General features: G+C 41.9%; 24 protein-coding genes and 1 pseudogene. 22 read left to right on the top strand and 3 right to left on the bottom strand.

Annotated features, from left to right (window positions below):
* Positions 1-309 precede the first annotated feature (309 nt).
* The 4 genes from AC4HAJ_RS06160 (at position 310) to AC4HAJ_RS06145 (ending at position 3,839) form a co-directional block, all read left to right on the top strand.
* Complete coding sequence (locus AC4HAJ_RS06160) at positions 310-903, top strand: histidine phosphatase family protein (RefSeq protein ID WP_491079285.1); 594 nt, start codon at positions 310-312, stop codon at positions 901-903.
* Between the two features lie 14 nt (positions 904-917).
* On the top strand, positions 918-1,505 hold the full coding sequence (locus AC4HAJ_RS06155) for a histidine phosphatase family protein (protein WP_491079290.1): 588 nt from the start codon (positions 918-920) through the stop codon (positions 1,503-1,505).
* Between the two features lie 235 nt (positions 1,506-1,740).
* The gene (locus AC4HAJ_RS06150) at positions 1,741-2,697 is read left to right on the top strand and encodes a glutathione S-transferase family protein (RefSeq protein ID WP_491079284.1); all 957 of its coding nucleotides are present in this window, start codon (positions 1,741-1,743) and stop codon (positions 2,695-2,697) included.
* A gap of 44 nt (positions 2,698-2,741) precedes the next feature.
* Complete coding sequence (locus AC4HAJ_RS06145) at positions 2,742-3,839, top strand: low temperature requirement protein A (RefSeq protein ID WP_491079283.1); 1,098 nt, start codon at positions 2,742-2,744, stop codon at positions 3,837-3,839.
* A gap of 62 nt (positions 3,840-3,901) precedes the next feature.
* Here AC4HAJ_RS06145 and AC4HAJ_RS06140 read toward each other — a convergent pair whose 3' ends face one another.
* Complete coding sequence (locus tag AC4HAJ_RS06140) at positions 3,902-6,247, bottom strand: HAD-IC family P-type ATPase (RefSeq protein ID WP_491079282.1); 2,346 nt, start codon at positions 6,245-6,247, stop codon at positions 3,902-3,904.
* Positions 6,248-6,474: 227 nt separating this feature from the next.
* On the opposite strand from AC4HAJ_RS06140, the gene AC4HAJ_RS06135 reads away from it, so the two are divergent.
* Positions 6,475-8,013 (top strand): ABC-F family ATP-binding cassette domain-containing protein, encoded by a 1,539-nt coding sequence (locus AC4HAJ_RS06135; RefSeq protein WP_491079281.1) that lies wholly within the window; start codon positions 6,475-6,477, stop codon positions 8,011-8,013.
* Positions 8,014-8,086: 73 nt separating this feature from the next.
* On the opposite strand, the gene AC4HAJ_RS06130 is transcribed toward AC4HAJ_RS06135, so the two are convergent.
* Positions 8,087-8,536: an Ohr family peroxiredoxin gene (locus AC4HAJ_RS06130; protein WP_491079280.1), complete on the bottom strand. Its 450-nt coding sequence runs from the start codon at positions 8,534-8,536 to the stop codon at positions 8,087-8,089.
* A 289-nt stretch (positions 8,537-8,825) separates the two neighbouring features.
* On the opposite strand from AC4HAJ_RS06130, the pseudogene AC4HAJ_RS06125 reads away from it, so the two are divergent.
* The 4 genes and pseudogenes from AC4HAJ_RS06125 to AC4HAJ_RS06110 form a co-directional block, all read left to right on the top strand.
* Positions 8,826-8,966, top strand: a pseudogene (locus AC4HAJ_RS06125) (LacI family DNA-binding transcriptional regulator); the annotation flags it as partial.
* The gene (locus AC4HAJ_RS06120; RefSeq protein WP_491079289.1) at positions 8,952-9,833 is read left to right on the top strand and encodes a trehalose repressor; all 882 of its coding nucleotides are present in this window, start codon (positions 8,952-8,954) and stop codon (positions 9,831-9,833) included. The pseudogene AC4HAJ_RS06125 and the gene AC4HAJ_RS06120, both read left to right, overlap by 15 nt.
* 177 nt (positions 9,834-10,010) lie before the next feature.
* A complete protein-coding gene (locus tag AC4HAJ_RS06115; RefSeq protein WP_491079279.1) occupies positions 10,011-11,420 on the top strand; it encodes a PTS transporter subunit EIIC in 1,410 nt (469 codons plus the stop codon).
* Positions 11,421-11,570: 150 nt separating this feature from the next.
* Positions 11,571-13,004: a glycoside hydrolase family 32 protein gene (locus AC4HAJ_RS06110; protein WP_491079278.1), complete on the top strand. Its 1,434-nt coding sequence runs from the start codon at positions 11,571-11,573 to the stop codon at positions 13,002-13,004.
* A 72-nt stretch (positions 13,005-13,076) separates the two neighbouring features.
* On the opposite strand, the gene AC4HAJ_RS06105 is transcribed toward AC4HAJ_RS06110, so the two are convergent.
* Positions 13,077-13,277 carry a helix-turn-helix domain-containing protein gene (locus AC4HAJ_RS06105; RefSeq protein ID WP_491079277.1) on the bottom strand — a complete coding sequence of 67 codons (201 nt, stop codon included), beginning with the start codon at positions 13,275-13,277 and terminating at the stop codon, positions 13,077-13,079.
* 156 nt (positions 13,278-13,433) lie between these two features.
* Between AC4HAJ_RS06105 and AC4HAJ_RS06100 the strand changes: the two genes are divergently transcribed.
* The 13 genes from AC4HAJ_RS06100 (at position 13,434) to AC4HAJ_RS06040 (ending at position 21,447) form a co-directional block, all read left to right on the top strand.
* Positions 13,434-13,898 (top strand): hypothetical protein, encoded by a 465-nt coding sequence (locus AC4HAJ_RS06100; protein ID WP_491079276.1) that lies wholly within the window; start codon positions 13,434-13,436, stop codon positions 13,896-13,898.
* A 104-nt stretch (positions 13,899-14,002) separates the two neighbouring features.
* Entirely contained in the window at positions 14,003-14,470 is a 468-nt protein-coding gene (locus tag AC4HAJ_RS06095; RefSeq protein WP_491079275.1) for a hypothetical protein, read from the top strand.
* A gap of 96 nt (positions 14,471-14,566) precedes the next feature.
* A complete protein-coding gene (locus AC4HAJ_RS06090; protein WP_491079274.1) occupies positions 14,567-15,022 on the top strand; it encodes a hypothetical protein in 456 nt (151 codons plus the stop codon).
* Positions 15,019-15,408, top strand: coding sequence for a hypothetical protein (locus tag AC4HAJ_RS06085; protein WP_491079273.1), 390 nt, complete (start codon positions 15,019-15,021; stop codon positions 15,406-15,408). Before AC4HAJ_RS06090 ends, AC4HAJ_RS06085 begins: the two co-directional genes overlap by 4 nt.
* Before the next feature lie 66 nt (positions 15,409-15,474).
* Entirely contained in the window at positions 15,475-15,933 is a 459-nt protein-coding gene (locus AC4HAJ_RS06080; protein ID WP_491079272.1) for a hypothetical protein, read from the top strand.
* 23 nt (positions 15,934-15,956) lie between these two features.
* Positions 15,957-16,343, top strand: a complete 387-nt coding sequence (locus tag AC4HAJ_RS06075) for a hypothetical protein (protein ID WP_491079271.1) — start codon at positions 15,957-15,959, stop codon at positions 16,341-16,343.
* A 67-nt stretch (positions 16,344-16,410) separates the two neighbouring features.
* Positions 16,411-16,878, top strand: a complete 468-nt coding sequence (locus AC4HAJ_RS06070) for a hypothetical protein (RefSeq protein ID WP_491079270.1) — start codon at positions 16,411-16,413, stop codon at positions 16,876-16,878.
* Complete coding sequence (locus AC4HAJ_RS06065) at positions 16,875-18,656, top strand: cutinase family protein (protein ID WP_491079269.1); 1,782 nt, start codon at positions 16,875-16,877, stop codon at positions 18,654-18,656. Before AC4HAJ_RS06070 ends, AC4HAJ_RS06065 begins: the two co-directional genes overlap by 4 nt.
* A 30-nt stretch (positions 18,657-18,686) precedes the next feature.
* A complete protein-coding gene (locus tag AC4HAJ_RS06060) occupies positions 18,687-18,947 on the top strand; it encodes a hypothetical protein (RefSeq protein WP_491079268.1) in 261 nt (86 codons plus the stop codon).
* A gap of 10 nt (positions 18,948-18,957) precedes the next feature.
* Entirely contained in the window at positions 18,958-19,332 is a 375-nt protein-coding gene (locus AC4HAJ_RS06055; protein WP_491079267.1) for a hypothetical protein, read from the top strand.
* 139 nt (positions 19,333-19,471) lie between these two features.
* The gene (locus AC4HAJ_RS06050) at positions 19,472-19,927 is read left to right on the top strand and encodes a flavodoxin family protein (protein WP_491079266.1); all 456 of its coding nucleotides are present in this window, start codon (positions 19,472-19,474) and stop codon (positions 19,925-19,927) included.
* Between the two features lie 167 nt (positions 19,928-20,094).
* Complete coding sequence (locus tag AC4HAJ_RS06045; protein WP_491079265.1) at positions 20,095-20,739, top strand: glucosaminidase domain-containing protein; 645 nt, start codon at positions 20,095-20,097, stop codon at positions 20,737-20,739.
* A gap of 201 nt (positions 20,740-20,940) precedes the next feature.
* Positions 20,941-21,447 (top strand): DinB family protein, encoded by a 507-nt coding sequence (locus AC4HAJ_RS06040; RefSeq protein ID WP_491079264.1) that lies wholly within the window; start codon positions 20,941-20,943, stop codon positions 21,445-21,447.
* Positions 21,448-21,505: the final 58 nt, after the last annotated feature.

Raw genomic sequence — 21,505 nt, 5'->3', positions numbered from 1 at the left:
GTTTGTGACGCGTCAAGAGCCATAAGGCTTGAACAGAGTGAAAGCCAGCGTCTTTAGGCGCTGGCTAGCTTTATGGGCTTATAGCCCTGGTTCAAACCACCCGTTTGACGGGTGGTTTTGATTTAAGTCAATAGACTGAGCAAAACGCCCTTTAAATGAGTTATAGCTTCTAGGCTCCTGACTGCAACACTTTTACCAGCTAATGATGTTATTACCATAGGATAGTATGACTTTTTCCAATCATTAGCATAGACGAAGAAACTTCGGTCGTCTTATAATGCTCTTATGAAAGCTAGGAAAGGAGTGCCTATGAAAAGAATTTATTTGATGAGACATGGTGAGACCCTTTTTAACACTCAACATCGAGTACAAGGTTGGTGTGATTCTCCCTTGACGGCGCTTGGGATTGAGCAAGCTCAAATGGCGGCAAAATGGTTTAATAGGAGGGAGATTGCCTGTGATGCTCTCTATGCCTCTACTCAGGAGCGAGCACGAGACACGGCTGCTATAGTAGGCCAGAGGGAGGATGTGATTCTCCTGAAAGGTTTGAAAGAGATGAATTTCGGCCAATTCGAGGCCCAGCCTGAGATCTTATTACCCAAGTTCCGAGCAGGAGCCAAGTCTTTTGAGGATTTATTGGTTCCATATGGTGGAGAGGATATTCTATCCGTTGGCAAACGTGTTTTTGAGGCCCTACAAGAAATACTTAATAATGATGGTCATACGGTCTTAGCAGTGAGTCACGGGGCTGCGATGTGGGGATTGATGCAGTACCTAGAGATTTCTTTGCCAGATGGGATATGGTTTGGTAATTGTGCCATTACTGACTTTGTAGTAGAGGGGGACCGTTTTCAGCTGCAAGCCATTATAGATCCGATTTCTGATAAGGAGGTAATCATTTGAAGATATTATATCTAATGCGGCATGGGCAAACACGCTTTAACGTGCAAAAGAGAATACAAGGAGCGTCTGACTCTCCCTTGACGGAATTAGGAATAGAGCAGGCAAAGACAGCAAGACGGTATTTTCAAGGAGCAGGCATGACCTTCGATATGGTATTCTCATCTACCCAAGAGAGAGCCAGCGATACAGCAGAGCTTGTTTCAGGACAGCCCAATATCATTCGTCTAAAGGGACTCAAAGAGATGGATTTTGGTGTTATGGAAGCGCAGCCAGAATACCTTAATCCCCCTCTACATAAGGATGGAACAGGCTATCGTGATGCATTTGTTCATTATGGTGGAGAAGATACTATGGCTGTGCGCAAGCGCATGGTTACGACAGTGACAGAACTCATGGAAGCGCAAGAAGATGGATCAACCATTTTATGTGTCAGCCATGGAGCGGCTATCTCTCAATTCTTTAGAGGGGTTCTGGATGCCCCTCCCTCAATCAAGGGAATGAAAAATTGTGCCATTCTCAAGTTTACCTATGAAAAGGCTAAGTTTGATATGGACTATGTTTATAATCCGGTAGAGGACCAGTTTCTTTACCGAAAGCCCTAGTATCGGTTAGTAGACTGGAGGAGATACTGATCGCTAACCTTCTCTACCTGAATTAGTAATCAATAGAAGGCAGGATTTTTGTCCTAGTCTTTTTTAATAGTCTCAGATCATTTAGAAAACGAACAGAGCTTTCACTTGTATTTAATACTAACTAGTGATATTATAAGTCTAATTAGGAATAAAAAGTTAGTGAAAGCAGCAGTAGCCACTATTTTTTATAGAAAGAGGTAGTCAGATGGGATTATTAAAAAATGGCCATTGGATTGATCAATGGTATGATACGGAGTCTACAGGTGGTCAATTTGTACGTACTAAAACTCAGTTTAGGAATTGGGTGACGGTAGATGGTAGAGCTGGCGTCACAGGTCAATCAGGCTTTAAGGCAGAGTCTGGACGTTATCACCTCTATGTATCTCTGGCTTGCCCGTGGGCCAGTCGAACCCTCATTATGCGTAAGCTAAAAGGATTGGAGCAACATATCAGCCTTTCGGTTGTCCATCCTTTGATGTTGGAAAAGGGCTGGACTTTTCAGGAAGGAGAAGGGGTGATTGCTGATAGTATCAACCATGCTGATTTTCTTTATCAGGTCTACTTGGCTGCTAAACCTGATTATTCAGGGCGCGTGACAGTACCAGTTTTATGGGATAAGAAGACTGAGACAATTGTCAGCAATGAATCAGCAGATATTATCCGCATGTTTAATAGTGCCTTTGATCACATCACTGGTAATACGGAGAATTATTATCCAGCTGACTTGCAGGATCAAATTGATGACATGAATCAATTTATTTATCCTAATATCAATAATGGCGTTTATAAAGCTGGTTTTGCGACGGCTCAGGAAGTTTACGTCTCAGAGGTAGCCAAGCTCTTTGACGCTCTTGATAAGTTGGAGCTCTTACTGGATGAGCAGGACTATCTAGTTGGTAATCAATTCACTGAAGCCGATATTCGTCTCTTTACGACCTTGGTTCGCTTTGACTCAGTTTACTACGGCCATTTCAAGTGTAATCTCAAGCGTCTAGTAGATTATCCTAATCTATGGGATTATACCAAGCGTATCTACCACCTTCCAGGTATCGCTGAGACAGTAAATTTCGATCATATCAAGAAGCATTATTATGGTAGTCACAAAACTATCAATCCAACTGGTATCGTACCATTGGGGCCTGTGATTGATTGGGAAGCCTAGGCTGTTTTATTGACTTTTACTGACCTATACTTTATCATGGGAATATGAAAAGTATTATTCCCAAAAAAGTGTCCAACTACGAGCTCTTCTATGATCTCGTATTTGTTTTTGCGGTGTCAGTTTTGACAGGAATGATGCATGGTGAGGGTGTTCATATAACTCTCCTTAGTTATTTACAGTTTATCATTGCCTTTATCATGTTGATTAAGCTGTGGTTCCATGAAACCATGTACCTTAATAAATATGGGGAACGCGATCTCATGGACATTGTCACCATCATTCTCAATATGTTTGTCATTGGTTATATGGCTAGAGAATTGACGCTGGAATGGCAAAAGACCTATATATCCTTCAATGTTCTCTTTCTCCTGAGCAATGTCTCGGTTCTCATGCAGTATATCCTGAGAGCCAAGCGGATAGGTGGTTTTAGCAAAACCATGATCTATCACATGAAAGACATTGGAGTAGATATGCTCGTTCAGACGATTTGGTTTATCTGGCTGAGCAGGGATTCTCAGATGAGCATTTTATGGTCCTATCTTTTCTATGGCTTGAGTTTCTTATATGTGTATCTGACACGGTCTAAAAAAGAGGAAGACAAGGCTAATTTTCCCCATTTAGTAGAGCGGCTTCAGCTGATTAGTATCATTTACTTTGGCGAAGCTATTATCGCTAGTATCAAGACCTTTGATCTTGATACTCATATGCTGGAAGCTATCCTGAGCTTTGCCATGATTGGGCTGATGTTCATCGCTTATATCACTCAAACAGCCGTCATCATAAATCATCATCAACAGCGCACAGGTCTGAGAATGGTCTATGTCCATATGGTCTTACTTCTCAGTGTCCTCTTTACCACATTGATGATTGAAATGGCAGAACTGCCGCATCATTTCCATGATGCTAAAAATCTAGCTATCTTAGGCTTAGCGATTTTCTACAGTACCTTACAATTCTTATCCTCCTATAATCGTCAGGCAATTTTACTAACACCTAGATGGCTAGGTATTCATCTATTTGTCCTGGGGTTAGCACTGCTTCCCATGATCATTTTTGCACATGCACCGGAGCAACTGTTAATGTTTGGAGTTCTAGCAGGACTAGGACAATTTGCAGTCGTCTGGTATCGCCTTCCATCTTGATAAAAGCTTGAGCTGTTTACTAGTTGTAATAAAAAAATAAGATTCGTTAGAATCTTATTTTTTTATTGATTAAAGCGGTCGGATTGATCCTGACGATAGCTAATCCAGAAATAGATTGGAGTAAAAATCAGCATCAGTCCAAGAAAGAGTGGCAGGGTATGCTGAGTCATAGGGGCTACCTGAATCAATCCATGTAAATAGTAAGAACTAATGAAAAAGCCAAAGATAGAATAGATAATCAGAGCGATCCGAGGCCAGCTCAGAGGCAGGCAGGCCTTAATAACCACCAATAACCCTGTAGCACCAAGAATGTAATAAGAGAGACTAGCCATTTCGCTAGGACTGATCACTCCTGCTAGGCGTAGGCTATGGAAGAGTAGAACACTGATCACCACCAAGAGTGCATTGGGTAACGATAGCCACAGTGATCGCTTGAGGAAATGTTTTTTAACTGGCTGAATATTGCGCTCAAAAGTCAGAACAAAGGGAGGTAAGCCCTCAATAAATTGCCCTTGCAATGTCATCTGTACTTGAATAAATGGAAAAATCAAAAAATATTCTGGTTTTCCGAGCAACATACTTGCGATACAAAATAGACCGATTAAAAAAGAATAGACAGCCTTAATGAGGAAAATAGGTGCGATATGTGCAATGTTATTGACCACACGACGCCCTTCAAAGAGGATTTCTGGGATGTCGTTGAAGTCAGAATCCAGCAGAACCAGATTGGCAATCTGGCGAGTCGCAGGATCCCCTTCAGCCATAACGATAGAGCAGTCAGCTTCTCTCAGAGCCAAAATATCATTAACCCCATCACCAGTCATAGCAGTCGTGTGTCCTTTAGATTTGAGCGTCTCAATCAAGAGCTTTTTTTGATGGGGAGAGACACGGCCAAAGATAGCAGTGTCCTCAGCTAGAGCAACCAAAGTATCATCACTAATCTTAGAGCAATCAACATAGCTGTCATAATCAACAAAACCAGCCTCCTGAGCGATATGAGAGACGGTGATAGGATTATCTCCAGAGATGATCTTGAGTAGTACATCTTGGGAGCGTAGGTAGTCAAGAGTTTCTGCAGCACCCTCCCGAATAGGATCGGTGATCTCAAGCAAGGCTAGGGGTTGGATATCTTCTGGAAGTCCCATATGAGTTTTGTCCAGTTGGTAGGGGCTGTATGACAAAATGAGGACTCGAGAACCGCGGGCCTGAGCTTCATCAATAGCTGGCAGACTGTGATCCAGCAGCATCTCAGGAGCCCCTAGAAAAAGTGAGCCTATACGATCAATCTGGACAGCTCCCCATTTACGGGCACTTGAAAAGGGAATAGAATCCTTTGCTTCATAGTCGTGTGCGATATCTCCGTAGAGATCACGGATGGCACGAGCTGTTGAATTATGATCGTCACTGGTCTGGGTATAAATAGCTAGTAGTTGCTCAAGAGTTTCTTGGTCAAACTGATCTGTCAGGGGTTGCATAGCTTCGACAGTCATCCGTCCTTGCGTGATGGTACCAGTCTTATCCAAGCAGAGGACATCCACCCGAGCTAGGGTCTCAACAGAATACATTTCTTGTACCAGAATATGGTTGAGTCCCAGTTTAATAACAGCAGTCAGTAAGGAAGTGATCGTCAAGAGGGCAATGCCCTTTGGAAGCATTCCTAGCAGAGCTGTTGATGTCGTGACTACTGAGTCCTGTAAAGGCAGCTTGGCCAGTACAAAAGTTTCGACAAAGAGCGCTAAACTAAAGGGAACAATAATCTTACCGGTGAAACCTGCAAGGCGATCCATATTGTAGAGAATGCGTGAAGTAATAGGCTTGTGAGTCTTAGCTTCCAGCATAAGCTGGCTAGCATAGTTCTCCGAGCCGACATGGGTGACCCTAGCATAGACTTGGCCGCTGACCAGATAGCTACCAGAAAGTAGCTGGCTATCCACATCCTTTAAAATAAGATCGCTTTCCCCTGTCAGCATAGCTTCGTTGACCTCAGCAAAGCCAGAGACAACAGTTGCATCACTTGGCACCTGCTCTCCAGCAGATAGGAGTAAAAGATCATCCACCACGATAGCTTCTGGATCAATAGACTGACTCTCACCATCTCTCACCACCTGTACCTGGTCTTTATTCATAAGATTGAGCTTATCAATAGTGCGTCTAGCCCGCCACTCTGTCAGGATACCCGAGGCGCTATTAAGGACGATAATAGCAAAGAAAAAAGTATTAGACCAAGCACCGACAACTGCCAAGGCCAAAAAAATAAGCAAATTGAGGAGATTAAAAGGGGTAAACACATTACGAATAAAAATCTCCCAGTTGCTGGAACTCGTTTTGACTTTGAAAGCGTTCACTTTCTGCTGATCGATACGTTGGTTGACCTCTTGTGTTGTCAGGCCTGAAAGTCTGTTTGTCATGTTTCCATACTAGCATAGTTTTGCCTTTCTTTCAAAATATTACTAAAACTTTTCAGTATTTTGTCCTAGACTATTTTTAGAGAGAAAAAGTGGCTTTTCCATGAAATTATTAGACTGGTGAGGTTGATAGGGTAAGCCATTGACAAATCCTCTCAATTTCCCCATAATAAGAAGACTGATCAGGTCCTTAAGAGCTTGATAGGCAAAGAAAAAATCAGGAAGTTATCATGTCAATTTTAGAAGTAAAAAATCTTAGTCACGGTTTTGGTGACCGTGCGATCTTTGAAAATGTTTCCTTTCGTCTCCTAAAGGGAGAGCATATCGGTTTAGTCGGAGCCAATGGTGAAGGTAAGTCGACATTTATGAATATTGTGACAGGTCACTTGCAGCCAGATGAAGGCAAGGTGGAGTGGTCCAAGTATGTTACTGTCGGTTATCTAGACCAGCATACCCTTCTTGAAGCAGGCATGACTGTTCGTGATGTCTTGCGAAGGGCTTTTGATGACCTATTTAAGACTGAGGAACGGATTAATGCTATCTACATGACCATGGCAGAAGATGGTGCAGATATTGATGGCCTGATGATGGAAGTCGGAGAGCTTCAGGATCGTCTTGAAAGCCGTGACTTCTATACGCTCGATGCTAAGATTGATGAAGTAGCCCGTGCCTTAGGAATTATGGACTTTGGCATGGATAGGGATGTGACGGAGCTATCAGGTGGTCAAAGAACCAAGGTGCTATTAGCCAAACTCCTCCTAGAAAAGCCAGATATCTTGTTGCTGGATGAACCAACCAACTATCTGGATGCTGAGCATATCGAGTGGCTCAAGCGCTATCTACAAAATTATGACAATGCTTTTGTGCTTATCAGCCACGATATTCCTTTCTTAAATGATGTCATCAACCTTGTCTACCATGTCGAAAATTTAGATCTGGTACGCTATGCTGGCGATTATGATAATTTTCAGTCGGTCTATGCCATGAAAAAAGCTCAGTTAGAAGCAGCCTATGAGCGTCAGCAAAAGGAAATTGCTGAGCTTCAGGACTTTGTCAATCGTAATAAAGCCCGTGTTGCTACCCGCAATATGGCTATGTCTCGTCAAAAGAAACTAGAGAAGATGGAAAAGATCGAACTCAAGGCTGAGAAACCAAAACCAAGTTTTGAGTTTAAAAATGCTCGCACGCCCAGTCGGTTTATCTTTCAAACCAAGGAGCTGCAGATCGGTTATGATCGTCCACTGACCAAGCCCCTTAACCTTAGTTTCGAGCGCTCTCAAAAAGTGGCTATCACTGGTGCCAATGGTATTGGAAAGACCACCCTCCTGAAGAGTTTGTTGGGGATCATTCAGCCCATCAGCGGCTCTGTAGAGATAGGTGAGTACATTGAGTTAGGCTATTTTGAGCAAGAAGTCCCAGGGGGCAATCGTCAAACCCCGCTGGAGGCAGTTTGGGATGCCTTTCCTGCTATGAATCAGGCGGAAGTCCGTGCGGCCTTAGCCAGATGTGGGCTGACCTCTAAGCATATCGAAAGCCAAATTCAGGTTTTGTCAGGTGGAGAACAGGCCAAGGTGCGCTTTTGCCTGCTCATGAACCGTGAGCATAATGTGCTTGTCCTAGATGAACCAACCAATCACTTAGACAAGGATGCTAAAGAAGAGCTCAAGCGAGCCCTTAAAGATTATAAGGGCTCTGTCCTTATGGTCTGTCATGAGCCAGACTTTTATGAGGGTTGGACCCAGGTCTGGGACTTTAATGAATTGCTGTAGTTAATAGAATAAGGCTGAGACAAACATTCTCAGCCTTATTTATTTGGTCAGTTTTACTTTCTAGGACAAGTGATTAATCGTGTTTGTTTTCGTCAAATTTTGCACCACGCACGCTCACTTGCATGTTGTTAAGAGTAGCACGTGAGTAAGGGCAGATCGTATGCGCTTTTTCAGCTAATTCTTGTGCTTGAATCGTCGTTTGTCCCTCGATAGCAACCGTGATAGCACCTTGAAGTTTGACATCCAGAGCTGTTCCCTTATTATTGAGCAGTTGGATAGTGACGCTTACTTGTGAACGCCCCTTGATCCCTTCTTGAGCCATAACGCCTTCTAGGGCACTGTTAAAGCAAGCACTGTAACCAAGTGCAAAGAGTTGCTCAGGATTTGTAGCATTTTCAGGCTTATTAGCAGCAGTTGGTGAAGCTACTTTAACCTTATAAGAACCGTCATCAATGTAACTCACACCGTTACGACCACCAGTATTGATTGCAGTTGTTGTATAGATCGTTTGATAATCAGACATCGTCATCCTCCATTTCTATGATAATTGAGACAGAGGTCTCAACGCTTGACAGTCTAAGATTTTAAAGACATTTTAGCAAGTATTTTGTCTGGAAATTGTTCTTGAATCTAAAAGTGCTGGACTAGCAATCTGACGCTGCAAAATTGTCCCATAGTCATATTTTTAGCAAGTATTTATTAGAGATTATTAAACAATAGCAAAGAATTTTGTATTCCTAACTATTAGGTGAGTTCTCTGGTTTTAAATTCTGATATAATAAGCATAATGGAAATAGAAGGCCTGGAGAGTAGCTATGCAGAATAAATTGACTATCAATGATATCGCTAAACTGGCAGGGGTCGCTAAGAGTACCGTATCTAGATATTTAAACGGTGGTAGTGTCAAAGAGTCAACGGCACAGCGCATCCAAAAAATAATGGATGAGTATGATTATGAACCGAACGTCTTTGCACGCTTGAGTGCTAAAAATAGTCATATTATTGGCTTAGTGGTACCCGGTTTTAATTCGGTGACAACGCCACGAATTGTTGAAGTGATTGTGGCTTATCTTAAGAAAAGTGACTATACACCTTTGATGATGCACACGGACCAATCTACTGATGAAGAAATTAAGAGTATTGTTCGTCTCAGTAAAATGAATGTCGATGGCATCATTGTTCTGTCAACTGGGATTACACCACTACATGAGGAGATTGTTAAAACCATTGCTCAACCTGTCTTATTTGTAGGGCAGAGTAATGCCCATCTTCATACGGTTATCAATGATGATTACGCAGCTGGCAGAGCAGTAGGTGAGCTGGTTGGGAAATCAGGAGCCAAGGCTGTTCTTTGTCTATGGGTTGACCCTCATGATATAGCCGTTGGGCAGGTGCGTAAGCAGGGAGTGATAGATGGCTTAAGTGCAAGAGGGGTTTCAGATGTGACATTTGTCTATACAACATTTGACTATGAGGAGGCGATAGACTCCTTGAAGAACTCCCTTGATCCCAAGTGTTTTCCGGATGCTATCATCTGTGCGACAGACCGTCTAGCTCAAGCGGCCTACAAGGTATTACCGGATTACCATATGACCATTGGTCAGGATATTTCCGTCCTAGGTTTTGGAGAGTACGAAACAAGCGCTCTGCTAAATCCGCCTCTAACCTCTGTTAAATTTGACTGGTATAGTACAGGCATTATCAGCGGTGAAAGTATTCTTCAAATGATTCAAGGAAAACCAGTGAGCAATATTCAAGTGATTCCCTTTGAACTATTTGAACGAGCCAGTCTTGTCCAAAAGGAAGGAGGGTGGGACTAAAAGTCCACTACTAATAATATTAACGGGTTTAGGCTTTTGTCTCAAACTCCTTAATTTTAACCACAAACAAAACCGGTTCCAAAAAAATCTAAAAATCTATTGCATTATTTTTATTTGATGGTATAATGAAAGCGTAAACAAAATGGAACCGGTTCCTAAAGTGAAATGGAGGCAATTATGGCTGATTACAAAAAGATGTGTCAAGATATTGAAAAATATGTCGGCGGTCGTCAAAACATTGTGGGTGTCGCCCACTGTGCCACACGTTTGCGTATTGTGCTAAAGGACAATAGCCTGGCGCAAATAGATAAGCTTGAAACAGTGGATCTCGTCAAAGGGGCCTTTGTTGCAGGTGATCAAATTCAGTTGATCATTGGACCTGGTTTGGTCAATGATGTCTATGAAGCTTTTTCTGACTATGTCGGCATCAAGGATATGAATATTTACGATCTAAAGGAAGAGAGTGCTAAGAAAAGTAATATCTTCCAATCGATTATTAAATCCCTTTCCGATGTCTTTGTTGCTATTATCCCTGCTATCTTAGCGGCAGCCTTATTGATGGGAATCACAGGTGTGCTTGGCAATTTTGATATGGTTAAAGAGAATGATACCCTCTATGCCATCAATAGACTGGCCAGCCTAGCAGCCAATGGTATCTTTGCGATTTTACCCATGGTTGTCTGTTATTCAGCCGTTAAACGCTTTGGTGGGAATCCTGTACTTGGTATGGTGGTCGGTGCTATTATGCTGGATTCAACGCTGGCAAATGCCTACTCAGCAGCACAGGGAACGGTTAAGGTGGAAACCATTCACTTATTTGGCCTTCCTATCAATATGATTGGTTTTCAAGGCGGTATTCTAGTCGCTTTGATGATTGGATTTGTGGTGGCTAAGCTCGATATTTTCTTTAATAAGAAAGTTCCAAACTCTATCAAGCTCTTGGTTGCCCCCTTGCTCACTGTCTTTATCTCAACGGTCTTGCTCTTTACCATCGTTGGCCCAGTAGGGCGCCTTTTATCGACTGGTTTGACGAGTGGATTGGTATGGGCAACGTCCCACCTAGGATTTGTAGGCTTTGCCTTGTTTGCAGGTGTTCAACAGCTCCTTGTTATCACTGGTCTGCATCATATCATCGGTGCAGTAGAAGCGCAGTTACTGGCTGACACTGGCCATAACTTTATCAATCCCTTGATGTCTGTGGCTCTGATCGGTCAATCTGGTGCGGTGATCGGCTATCTAGTAACCCATTGGAAAGATACCAAGGTTCGTGAATTAACCTTGCCAAGTTTTGCTTCTACCTTGTTTGGTATTAGTGAACCGGCAATCTTTGGGGTCAATCTTAGATACCGTTATCCACTAATCGGGGGCTGTATTGGAGGAGCGCTAGCAGGTGTCTATGTTTACTTCTCCAAATTGACAGCCCTAGGATTCGGGACAACAGCTGTACCAGGAATTGCCATTGCAGATCCTGCACATAATGGCTATATTAATTATATTATTGCCCACCTGATCGGCTTCGTGGCTGGTTTAGTAGCAACCCTATTGCTCAGTACCATTCACAAAGGCAAGGCGCAAGAAAATCATTAATTAGACTCAAAGACAATCAAAAATAAACTGGCATAAGGCAAGATAAGTCAAGGCCCAATAGTTTTGCTTGTCAAAGCCTATTAACTGAAATGACCAAAGGAATCTGACACTGCTTGTCTCAGATTCTTTGTGTCTATTTGGGAGAAAGACATGTATACCAAACAAGATTATCTAAACGAGTGCAAAGAGTATTCCTATATGAGGGAAAAGGTTAAGAAAGATCCTAATCGGCTTGCCTTCCATCTCATGCCACCAACTGGCTGGCTCAATGACCCCAATGGTTTATTTCAGCATCAAGGAAGAAACCATATCTATTTTCAATACACGCCTTTTAAGGCGAGCTGGGGGATCAAATCGTGGGGGCATTATACGACCAAGGATTGGATTCATTACGTAGAAGAAGAACCCTTCTTGTTTCCTAATACTGAGGATGACCGTGATGGTGCTTACAGTGGCTCAGCCTTCAAAAAAGATGATCAGGTGCATTTTTTCTACACGGGGAATGTCAAACTGCTTGATCAAGAGTATGACTACATCACCAATGGTCGTGAGCAAAATACTATTCATATTCAGAGCCCAGATGGCTATCAGATTGATGTCAAGGAGACAGTACTGAAAAATGAAGACTATCCTACTGATCTTAGTAAGCACGTGAGAGATCCTAAAATTTACCCAGTTGATGACAGCTATGTCATGGTACTCGGAGCAAGGACCCTAGCAGATACCGGCTGTGTGATCTGCTTTAAATCTCATAATTTAAGGGAGTGGTCTTATATTGGCCGCATTGAATCAGATAGCCCCTTGGGTTACATGTGGGAATGCCCTGATTTATTCGAACTGAGCGGTCAAAAGATCCTATCCTTCTGCCCCCAAGGTCTCCCTGCTCAGGAGGAAAAATTTCAAAACGTTTTTCAAAATGGCTATGTCCTGCTGGATGGCTGGCTAGGGGATTATGACTTGTCAGCCTTCAAAGAATTTGATTATGGCTTTGATTTCTATGCCCCTCAGACATTTTTAGATGATAAGGGACGACGTATTTTAATAGCTTGGATGGGAATGCCTGAGGAGTCAGGCTATAGCAACCAACCGACAGTAGAATACGGTTGGATCCATGCCCTAACCATGCCAAGAGAGTTGGTCTACAAGGATCATCATATCTACCAAAAACCTCTAGATGAGTTTAAGCAGCTTAGGCTGGATGAGCATCATTGGGAATTGACATCATTTTCAGGATGGCAGACAGAAGAATCTATTTTTGAAATGCAAGTAACATTTACTGAGAATCCTAAAAGTTTTTCCGTCCAACTGAGAGAAGATGTCAAACTATCTTACAAGGATAATCTTTTGCGGTTAAGTCTTGGCCAGTCTGGATATGGTCGAAATGAGAGAGTTGCAAGAATAGACAATCTGTCTGATTTGGTCATTTATTCAGATACATCCGCTATAGAGATCTTTGTGAATGAAGGATTGCTGACAATGACCAGCCGCCTTTACACGCAATCTTTGCAACACAGCATTGCTCTGGAGAGTGACAGCGATGGCCAAGTGAGTATCTATCCACTAGGCAATTTTAGTTATCAGTAGAGCTTATCCACAGTAAAATAAGAGCTTAGGAATGGTTATCCTAAGCTCTTATTGATTTAAAAGTAGCATAGTTTAGTCTGGAATATATTCAATAATATCCTCTACAGGTGCCTCCAGTGCGAGGCAAAGCGTATCTAGCGTTTTGGTGGTAATGGCCTCTCCCTTTTTCATTCGGTGAATAGTATTAGAGCTGATACCATATTTCACAATGAGTTCATATTCGGTCATTGATTTTTTGAACAAGGTCTTATAAAAAGGCCGATATGAAATCATGTGAATACCTCCCAACTATTGTGATAGGAGTAAGATAACACACTTAATATGTTGACTATAGTCAATTATTTGACTATAATTAAACTTAAAATCCAAACTTAATGATAGTAGAAAAGAGTTTGAGTGGTAGCATACTATACATAAGGAAGTTTATTTATGACGAACAAGGCTAAAAAAGAAAGGTTTAAACAGGAGCTTCTTTCTCATATGAAACGGGAGCGCCTGATACGAAGTTATCAGAAAAAAGCTGAAGAAGGAACCGACTTTATAGGGAGAACAGAGGAGATGTCCCTCAAATTTTTAGAGTTCGTGCGGAGTTTTTCACTCCATATCCTCCCAGAAATGAAAGCCCATAATGACATTGATTTGGCTAAGGAGTTACAGGGATCCTGGCAATCCCTAAAAGAGACTTATATCCTAGCCCATGAGGAAAGGCTAAAGGCGATCGCTTTTGAGGAAAGGGTAGCCACTGACCTAGCAGAAAATGCTCAAAAACAGGTTGATCTGATTAAGAATGCAGGGGTTAACCCCACAGAACTCGAGGAAATCTATCAAGAGCTGACTCAAGCTATCGAAGCTGAGCAAGGAGATACTTACGACGCACAAGGAGAGTCTGTTTGATAGGAAAGCCATTAATCAGGTTACTCACTAGACTTGCTTTGTGGTTCTAGTGAGCACTGGCATGCTGTGGCGAGTCATTAGGATAAAAATAATAAGGAGGTTTTATGGGGAAAAAGTCTAAAATGATATCATCAAGTTTAATAGTAGCAGCTGTTTTGGGAGGAATAGGAGGTACGTTTATAATAGCTAATGCCATTAATAATCATATCCAACTTTCTATCAGAGAGAAAATAGATCAGGAAATTAAAAAAGATGAGACAAGGCAAGCGGAAGAAGAAAAGGCTATAAGGAAAAAACAGTTGTCTTATCTTAAAGATCATGAGCAGGAAATTATAGATTTTGTGAAATTACAGAGCTCTAAAGTAGAGTCGGTTCAAGTAGATTGGACGGATGTACGATGGAGTGAAGGTGGGCTTTTTGAGTCAGAATATTATATTAATGTATATGGTCGTGTCAATAATATTGAGGATTCTGGCTGGGGAGTAGATATTCCGCTTAATGACGATGGAACCGTCAATATGGATGAAATGTTTCTCGGTAATCAAGTTAGAATAGGAGGTAATCCCATTTGAGTAATTGGAAATTAGAGAGGTTTGACAAAAGGGCAATAATGATGTTGTCTTTACCGGTGGTGACAGTTCACACCTAACGTTTTATAAGGAGGCTTTATGAGGAAAAGTGCTAAGGTTACATTAATCAGTTTAGCTACTATAGGAGTTTTAGGAATAGGAGGAGTGATAATGAGTTTAGATAAATATGATGAAGTCAAACGTTTTTTCAACAGTGATGAGCTAGTAGCATCTTCATCACAACAAGAACAAAATGATGAAGAAGCAGTTAAGCAGAAGCAAGTTGCTTATCTAAAGGAACATGAGCAGGAAATTATAGATTTTGTGAAATCACAGAGCTCTAAAGTAGAGTCGGTTCAAGTAGATTGGACGGATGTACGATGGAGTGACAGCGGACTTTTCGAGTCAGAATATTATATTAATGTATATGGTCGTGTCAATAATATTGAGGATTCTGGCTGGGGAGTAGATATTCCGCTTAATGACGATGGAACAGTCAATATGGATGAAATGTCCATGGGAGATTTTATAAGAATAGAAGGTGATCCTGTTTGAGTAATTGGAATTTAGAGGACTTCAATAATATCTACGCTTCCCTAGCAGAATCAGCCTATAGGGATAGACCGAATCGGTTTGTTTATGAACAACTTAGTGATGCGAATCGTAAACGATTAGATTCAGGAAAATCTGTCAGATTTAATTTTTCTCAAGAAGCTAGAGATAAAGATGGCAATCTTACAGAAGGTGGTCAGTACTATGACCCTAATGATCCCAACAACGATGGAATTGTCTATCTCCAGCCTGATCAAGACCATTTGCTGGAGGATGAGGATACGGGCTACAATGCCTATTACTTGTCTGAAAATGAGACCATCAATCAGGATACTCACCACACCTACTTTGTGGTGCGGGGGAATATGGATTATTGTGACCAGCGATAAGGGCAATGGTGGTATTGTCTTCATCGGTGGTGGCAGTTTCCACCTAACATTATTGAAGGAGGTTTTATGAAAAGAAGTACCAAAGTGACATTGGTAAGTTTAGCGACAGTAAGTATTTTAGGAATAGGAGTAGTAATGAGTTTAGATAAATATGATGAGGTCAAACGTTTTTTCAATAGTGATGAGCTAGTAGCATCCTCATCACGACAGGAAGCTAAGCAAGAACAAGATGACGAAGAAGCAGTTAAGAAAAAGCAAGTTGCTTATCTAAAGGAACATGAGCAAGATATGGTAGATTATGTTAAATCACAAAACCCAGAAATAACCACTGTAAAATTTGATTGGGATAGCATAGATGTTGAAACTGCTGGTAATGGAACTCCACAAGGTGGTGGTGAAGTGCTGTTGATTTTTGGTTATGCTAACGATAGTGATTTGACAAACTTTAGTTTAAACTTCTCAGTGGACAAAAACCATATGCCTATACTGGACTCTATAGGGTCTGATAATTTATATGATATTTGATTTCAAATTAGGAAGGAGTATCAATGACTAGCTGGAACTTAGAAAATTTTGACAGTATTTATGCGTCATTAGCACAAAGCGCTTATACTAGACGACCTATTTCATTTTCGGAAAGTGAACTAACTGAAAAACAAAAGAAGGCATTACAAGATGGGAAGTCAGTAAGATTTAACTTTTCTCAAGATGTTAAGAAAGATGGTCAAGTCACCCAAGGTGGTCAGTACTATGATCCTAACGATCCCAACGACGATGGAGTTGTCTATCTCCAGCCTGATCAAGACCGTTTGCTTGAGGATGAGGATACGGGCTACAATGCCTATTACCTGTCTGAAAATGAGACCATCAATCAAGATACCCACCACACCTACTTTGTGGTGCGTGGGAATATGGATTATTGTGACCAGCGGTAAGAGTAATAAATGGTATTGTTTTTATCGGTGGTGACAGCACAGCACCTAATATGAGTAAGGAGGCTTTATGAGGAAAAGTGCTAAGGTTACGTTAATCAGTTTAGCTACTATAGGAATTTTAGGAATAGGAGGAGTAGTAATGAGTTTAGATAAATATGATGAGGTCAAACGTTTTTTCAATAGTGATGAGCTAGTAGCATCCTCATCACAACAGGAAGCCAAGCAAGAACAAGATGATGAAGAAGCAGTTAAGCAGAAGCAATTAGCCTATCTTAAAGAGCATGAGCAGGAAATTGTAGATTTCGTCAAGGCACAGAGCTCTAAAGTAGAGTCTGTTCAAGTAGACTGGACGGATGTACGATGGAGTGATAGCGGACTTTTTGAAACAAGTACTTATATTGGTGTTTATGGCCGTGTCAATAATATTGAGGATTCTGGTTGGGGAGTAGATATCCCTGTTAAGGAAGATGGTACTGTTGATATGGATGGTATGTTTATGCTTCATGATGTAGAAGTAGGAGGTGAACCTGTTTGAGTAACTGGAATGTAGAGAGTTTCGATAATATCCATATCTCTTTAGCAGAATCGGCTTATAGAGATAGACCAGCGAACTTTGCATATGAACAACTCACAGGAGCCCAGAAAAAATCTCTCGATTCTGGAAAATCTGTTAGATTTGATTTTTCTCAAGACGCTAGAGATAAGGATGGTAATCTTACAGAAGGCGGTGGGACAGACCTACCCAATAAGGGTGTTGTCTACCTCCAGCCAGATGAAGGAAAACATACGGTTGAGGAGACGAAGACTGAGAAGGCTCCAGATCCCTATAATGGTTATCAAGAGCGTGAGAGGACCTATGTCACAAACACCTATCAAAAGAGTCTGATGAGCAATGAAAAGACAGGCTACAACGCTTACTATGTGTCTGATACGGAAACGATTAATGAGGACACGCAACAGACTTACTTTGTTGTACGAGGAAGTGATGGCTTTGGGAAACTTGATCCCAAGCACCCTGAAAAATTCAAACACGCAGAAGACTGGGTCAATAATGACGCCGCCTTTGCCCTTAAAGATGCGATTGTGCCTCAGGCCAAGGATGCAACTAAAGGTATGCAGGCCAAGATTGCAGAGTTAAATGAAAAGGCACCCAATGCTGAGATGAGTATCACCGGTCACTCCTTGGGGACCATGGTTTCCATTCAGGGTGCTGCCGGTCTGACGGATAAGGAATTGGAAAAAGTTGATGAAATCGTCCTCTTCAATGGTCCCGATGTGACGAAGAGCTTGGAAAAAGAAGGCTATAGTAAAGAACATATCCAGGCTTTGAGCGATAAGACCACCTACTATGTCAATCCGCTTGATCCTGTCAGTATGCTCAATCGCGATAAAGCCTATGAGGATCAGTTGGGAAAAGTTAATGTCATTGTCCCTATGGAATACACCAGCATGATGGATGGCCATTCCTCCCATGACTTCGGAGCTTATCAGATCGCTGGTAATGGGGAGATTTTAGTAGCTTCAAAAGATTATCACCCAGAGCTGCTGACAGCTGGTCAAGATCTAGCCAAGCTAGAGAAAAATGCGATCAAAGATCTCAAGGAGTACGTATCTGATGGTGTGATTGACATTGTGACTAAAATGACACCGGAAGAATTTAAAGAATTTTTAGGGGCTATTGGGAAATTAGATAGCAAAGACTTGAAGGATAAATCTGAAGCATTTGGGGAAATTGGGGCTAAATTTGGATTGACTTCAATTGATCTCATCAATGTTTATAGGCACCTCGATGAGATAAAAAAGATCATTGAGGATTTCAAAAAGGATTATGAGACATTTGTCCAAGAGACCAAAGAAAAATCCTTGAAATGGTCACGGGATAATATTGATAATATCCAAGCCAAGATCAAAGGGACAGCTGACTATGGTCAGCGGATCTTACTGCGCTCAGAGCTCCTCTATATGGCGACACAGGTAGCCGACGCTGATATTTCAGGCAAAGTGGCTGAGGCTATTGGTCTTATCGCAGGAGCTGAGGCGTCTGCGATCATTCTGATTAAAACCAATCGACTGCTCATCGCCAATATGGGGACGCACTTATCCGACGCAGAAAAAGAGACCTTGATGGAGCCTCTGACCATGGCAGAGCGCTGGGATAATGGCATTAAGGAGCTGGATATCTCCAGTGTTACCCAGTATCAAGCGAATATGTCTCAATTTTCTCAAGGCTTGATCAACTGTGCCCAGTCTCTGATAGCAGTAGATGCCCAAGGAGCTGACGATTTCAATAATTTACCCATGCCCTATCTGTAATGTAAAAAGTGTGAAAACGAAAGGAGTTTTATGAGTAAAGCTGATGAAGCAATAAAAGAGCAAGAACGTGAAGCGATTAGAGCAGCAGTTTCTGGTATCGTAGACAAACTGCATAAGGAAGGTGAAGCCTTACAAAAGAAACTTGATACCTTATCCCAGGAGATGCTGACCTATGCACAAACGACTTATGCGACTAATATCGCTGGCGCTTTAGAAGGTCAGGCAGCAGATGCAGCATCTGGTTACCTCTCCTCTATTCAGAAGCCGGATCTTAGAAATCCTATTAAGTAGGTGTGTCGTTATGGTAGATATGCGAAAATTACAAGCGATTGAGGATCGCTACGATGAGGATCAACGGGCACTGAATCGTAAAATGGAAGAAGCTCAAGATGATTATGACTACTTTCTCCATGAGAGTACTCATCTCAAAGAGCAAGTTTATGACATTTTAGAAGGCGATATTCCTGAGGACTCTATGCGTCATCTAAACCAGATGGAGGTCAATGAGGATTACCAACGCTCAGATTTTCATAGGACAATGGATGAGTTAGAAGAGCAGAAAGCTCAGCTACGCCGTGCTTACGATGATGACGTTGAGGCTGTCTATGAGGAAGCCAGGCAACAAGCTATTAAAGAAGAGATGGCTAAGGAAAAAGAGAAGAAATCTCCTTGGTGAGAGATAGCCTCCCACTGCGATTTTTATCGTCCCACAAACTGTGTGTTGACGAATCATCGCCTTGATCAAATCTCCTAAAAAAGCTAAGATAGAGAAAAAGAGGGACTGGCTTATTTTTTGCCGGTCTATAGGAGGTTTTATGTCAATTTTGGTCATCAATAGTAGCATGAATCGTGAGGGGTTGACAGTGGCTATGGTGCAAGAGCTTCTGGGAGATCGAGCGTTTGAAATACTCCATCTCAATGATTACCGTATAGATCAGCTGGGACAGATATCTGACCAGGATCAACTCGCTACCATCATGGAAAAAATGCATAGCCATGATACGATAATCTTTGCTACACCTATTTATTGGTTTGATATGACAGGATCTTTGAAGCTCTTTTTAGAGCGTCTAGCCGAAGAAAATGACTGGCAAAATCCCAGCTATCCCAACCATAAAGCAGCTGTACTGGCACAGGGCTACGCTCCGGGTGAAAAGGTTCTAAAATTTGTCGAACATATCATTAGTCAGGTGGCAGAACGCCTAGGAATGACTTACCTAGGTATGGTTTCTCAGGCAGAAGAGTATGACAAGTTGCGAGAAAAGCTATAGAAAGAGTGTCCCTTTTTGTCATCTCCTTACCTCTATGTGATTGAGAATTGCTCGGTCTATTTTATTTTCCTCTTTGTTTTTGCTTGACCTTTGATCGGCAAAAAAGCTAAGATAGGATAAGTATCTTATAAGTGAATAAAGGAAGTTTTAGAGGAGATTAGATTACGATGGCAAGAAGGAAGAAGCGAAAGACTAAGTTAAAAACTAAATTTAAAAAAATAGTGACCGCTAATCGTCTCCTTGCAGGGTTAGGACTTATCTTAGTCGCTTTTGTAGTGTGGGTCGGGGTTGAAAATTACCGTGCCCAGAAACGCTTAGATGCCTATGTCAAGGAGCTAAAAACCTATGATTCCACCGATTCGACCAAGGAGTTTATCAAAAGAGTTGCTCCAGTTGCTAAAGATATTGCCGATCACAATGATCTTTACGCTTCTGTCATGATTGCTCAGGCAGTACTGGAATCAGACAGTGGACGCTCGGAGTTGAGTCAAGCTCCTAATTATAATTACTTTGGGATCAAGGGCGACTACAGGGGACAATCAGTCACCATGAAAACCAGTGAGGATGATGGTACGGGCAAACTGTATCAGATCGATGCCCAATTTCGTTCTTATGGCAATCCTGTCAATGCTCTGGAGGATTATGCAGCGCTTCTTCAGCATGAGCGCTACAGCGGTGTGAGAAGATCCCATGCCAAAACCTATCAAGAGGCTACACAATCTCTGACTGGTACCTATGCCACAGATACCAGCTATGGCAGCAAACTCAATGCATTGATCAAGCAGTACAATCTAACCCAATACGATAGATAAGGAAGTATGCGACCTCGCTTAGGCGGTCGTTTTTTTATTGGGATCAATCTTGTAGTAGCCTTTAATCAATGAGAGAGAAAGGGCATTTAGCGTGGCCATTAACTAGCTGGCGGTAGTAAAGCCTAGAACTTGCATCTACAGAGCATCGTGCTATAATGGCAGCAGTTTTACTAAATATAGTAGGGAGAAAAGGAGATAAGTATGACAACAAAAGATATACTGATAGACACCCTCAATCGCTCTGAAGAACGCTTTCTCGACACGCTTGAGCAGATGTCTATAGAAGAAGCTAACCTAATGCCTCAAGATTTGATCAAATCTGTGAACTGGTTGATTTGGCATACAGCGCGTATGCTGGATTTTCAAATTACTGAGCTAAAAGGGGATCAACCGCTTTATTTTAGCGATTGGGAAGCTCGTTTTGATTTAGATCTGCCTAGTGATACCAGAGATTGGATGCATACACCGCAGGAAGCCAGAAAGGTGGTTATTAGGGATCGTCAGCTGCTCTTGGATTATTATCAGAAGGCTATGGACTTGGTGCGTGAATACCTGCTAGAGATTGATGAGACTGATCTAGAGGAGATTATTGATGAGAGTTATCAGCCTCCTGTGACACGTGGTGTGCGTCTGGCTTCAATCATTGATGATGCTATCATGCATTCAGGACAGGCTGTTTATACCAGACGTCTAGTATTGGGCAGATAATCCCCTTTCCTGTCCCACCAGTGATAAGCAAAAAATATAAGAGAAAAAGAGTAGGACA

The organism is Streptococcus sp. ALY_211 (genome assembly GCF_058314555.1).
The sequence above is the reverse complement of the archived record's forward strand: the minus strand, read 5'-3'. Positions and strand labels throughout refer to the sequence as shown.

What these genes read in the sequence shown, in the direction of transcription:
- AC4HAJ_RS06070 (WP_491079270.1), top strand. Translation starts at nt 16,411, where the DNA reads ATGAGGAAAAGTGCTAAGGTTACGTTAATCAGTTTAGCTACTATAGGA.
- AC4HAJ_RS06060 (WP_491079268.1), top strand. Translation starts at nt 18,687, where the DNA reads ATGAGTAAAGCTGATGAAGCAATAAAAGAGCAAGAACGTGAAGCGATT.
- AC4HAJ_RS06120 (WP_491079289.1), top strand. Translation starts at nt 8,952, where the DNA reads ATGGATGAGTATGATTATGAACCGAACGTCTTTGCACGCTTGAGTGCT.
- AC4HAJ_RS06110 (WP_491079278.1), top strand. Translation starts at nt 11,571, where the DNA reads ATGTATACCAAACAAGATTATCTAAACGAGTGCAAAGAGTATTCCTAT.
- AC4HAJ_RS06075 (WP_491079271.1), top strand. Translation starts at nt 15,957, where the DNA reads ATGACTAGCTGGAACTTAGAAAATTTTGACAGTATTTATGCGTCATTA.
- AC4HAJ_RS06135 (WP_491079281.1), top strand. Translation starts at nt 6,475, where the DNA reads ATGTCAATTTTAGAAGTAAAAAATCTTAGTCACGGTTTTGGTGACCGT.
- AC4HAJ_RS06045 (WP_491079265.1), top strand. Translation starts at nt 20,095, where the DNA reads ATGGCAAGAAGGAAGAAGCGAAAGACTAAGTTAAAAACTAAATTTAAA.
- AC4HAJ_RS06040 (WP_491079264.1), top strand. Translation starts at nt 20,941, where the DNA reads ATGACAACAAAAGATATACTGATAGACACCCTCAATCGCTCTGAAGAA.
- AC4HAJ_RS06140 (WP_491079282.1), bottom strand. Translation starts at nt 6,247, where the DNA reads ATGACAAACAGACTTTCAGGCCTGACAACACAAGAGGTCAACCAACGT.
- AC4HAJ_RS06080 (WP_491079272.1), top strand. Translation starts at nt 15,475, where the DNA reads ATGAAAAGAAGTACCAAAGTGACATTGGTAAGTTTAGCGACAGTAAGT.
- AC4HAJ_RS06145 (WP_491079283.1), top strand. Translation starts at nt 2,742, where the DNA reads ATGAAAAGTATTATTCCCAAAAAAGTGTCCAACTACGAGCTCTTCTAT.
- AC4HAJ_RS06105 (WP_491079277.1), bottom strand. Translation starts at nt 13,277, where the DNA reads ATGATTTCATATCGGCCTTTTTATAAGACCTTGTTCAAAAAATCAATG.
- AC4HAJ_RS06050 (WP_491079266.1), top strand. Translation starts at nt 19,472, where the DNA reads ATGTCAATTTTGGTCATCAATAGTAGCATGAATCGTGAGGGGTTGACA.
- AC4HAJ_RS06115 (WP_491079279.1), top strand. Translation starts at nt 10,011, where the DNA reads ATGGCTGATTACAAAAAGATGTGTCAAGATATTGAAAAATATGTCGGC.
- AC4HAJ_RS06090 (WP_491079274.1), top strand. Translation starts at nt 14,567, where the DNA reads ATGAGGAAAAGTGCTAAGGTTACATTAATCAGTTTAGCTACTATAGGA.
- AC4HAJ_RS06055 (WP_491079267.1), top strand. Translation starts at nt 18,958, where the DNA reads ATGGTAGATATGCGAAAATTACAAGCGATTGAGGATCGCTACGATGAG.
- AC4HAJ_RS06130 (WP_491079280.1), bottom strand. Translation starts at nt 8,536, where the DNA reads ATGTCTGATTATCAAACGATCTATACAACAACTGCAATCAATACTGGT.
- AC4HAJ_RS06095 (WP_491079275.1), top strand. Translation starts at nt 14,003, where the DNA reads ATGGGGAAAAAGTCTAAAATGATATCATCAAGTTTAATAGTAGCAGCT.
- AC4HAJ_RS06100 (WP_491079276.1), top strand. Translation starts at nt 13,434, where the DNA reads ATGACGAACAAGGCTAAAAAAGAAAGGTTTAAACAGGAGCTTCTTTCT.
- AC4HAJ_RS06150 (WP_491079284.1), top strand. Translation starts at nt 1,741, where the DNA reads ATGGGATTATTAAAAAATGGCCATTGGATTGATCAATGGTATGATACG.
- AC4HAJ_RS06160 (WP_491079285.1), top strand. Translation starts at nt 310, where the DNA reads ATGAAAAGAATTTATTTGATGAGACATGGTGAGACCCTTTTTAACACT.
- AC4HAJ_RS06155 (WP_491079290.1), top strand. Translation starts at nt 918, where the DNA reads ATGCGGCATGGGCAAACACGCTTTAACGTGCAAAAGAGAATACAAGGA.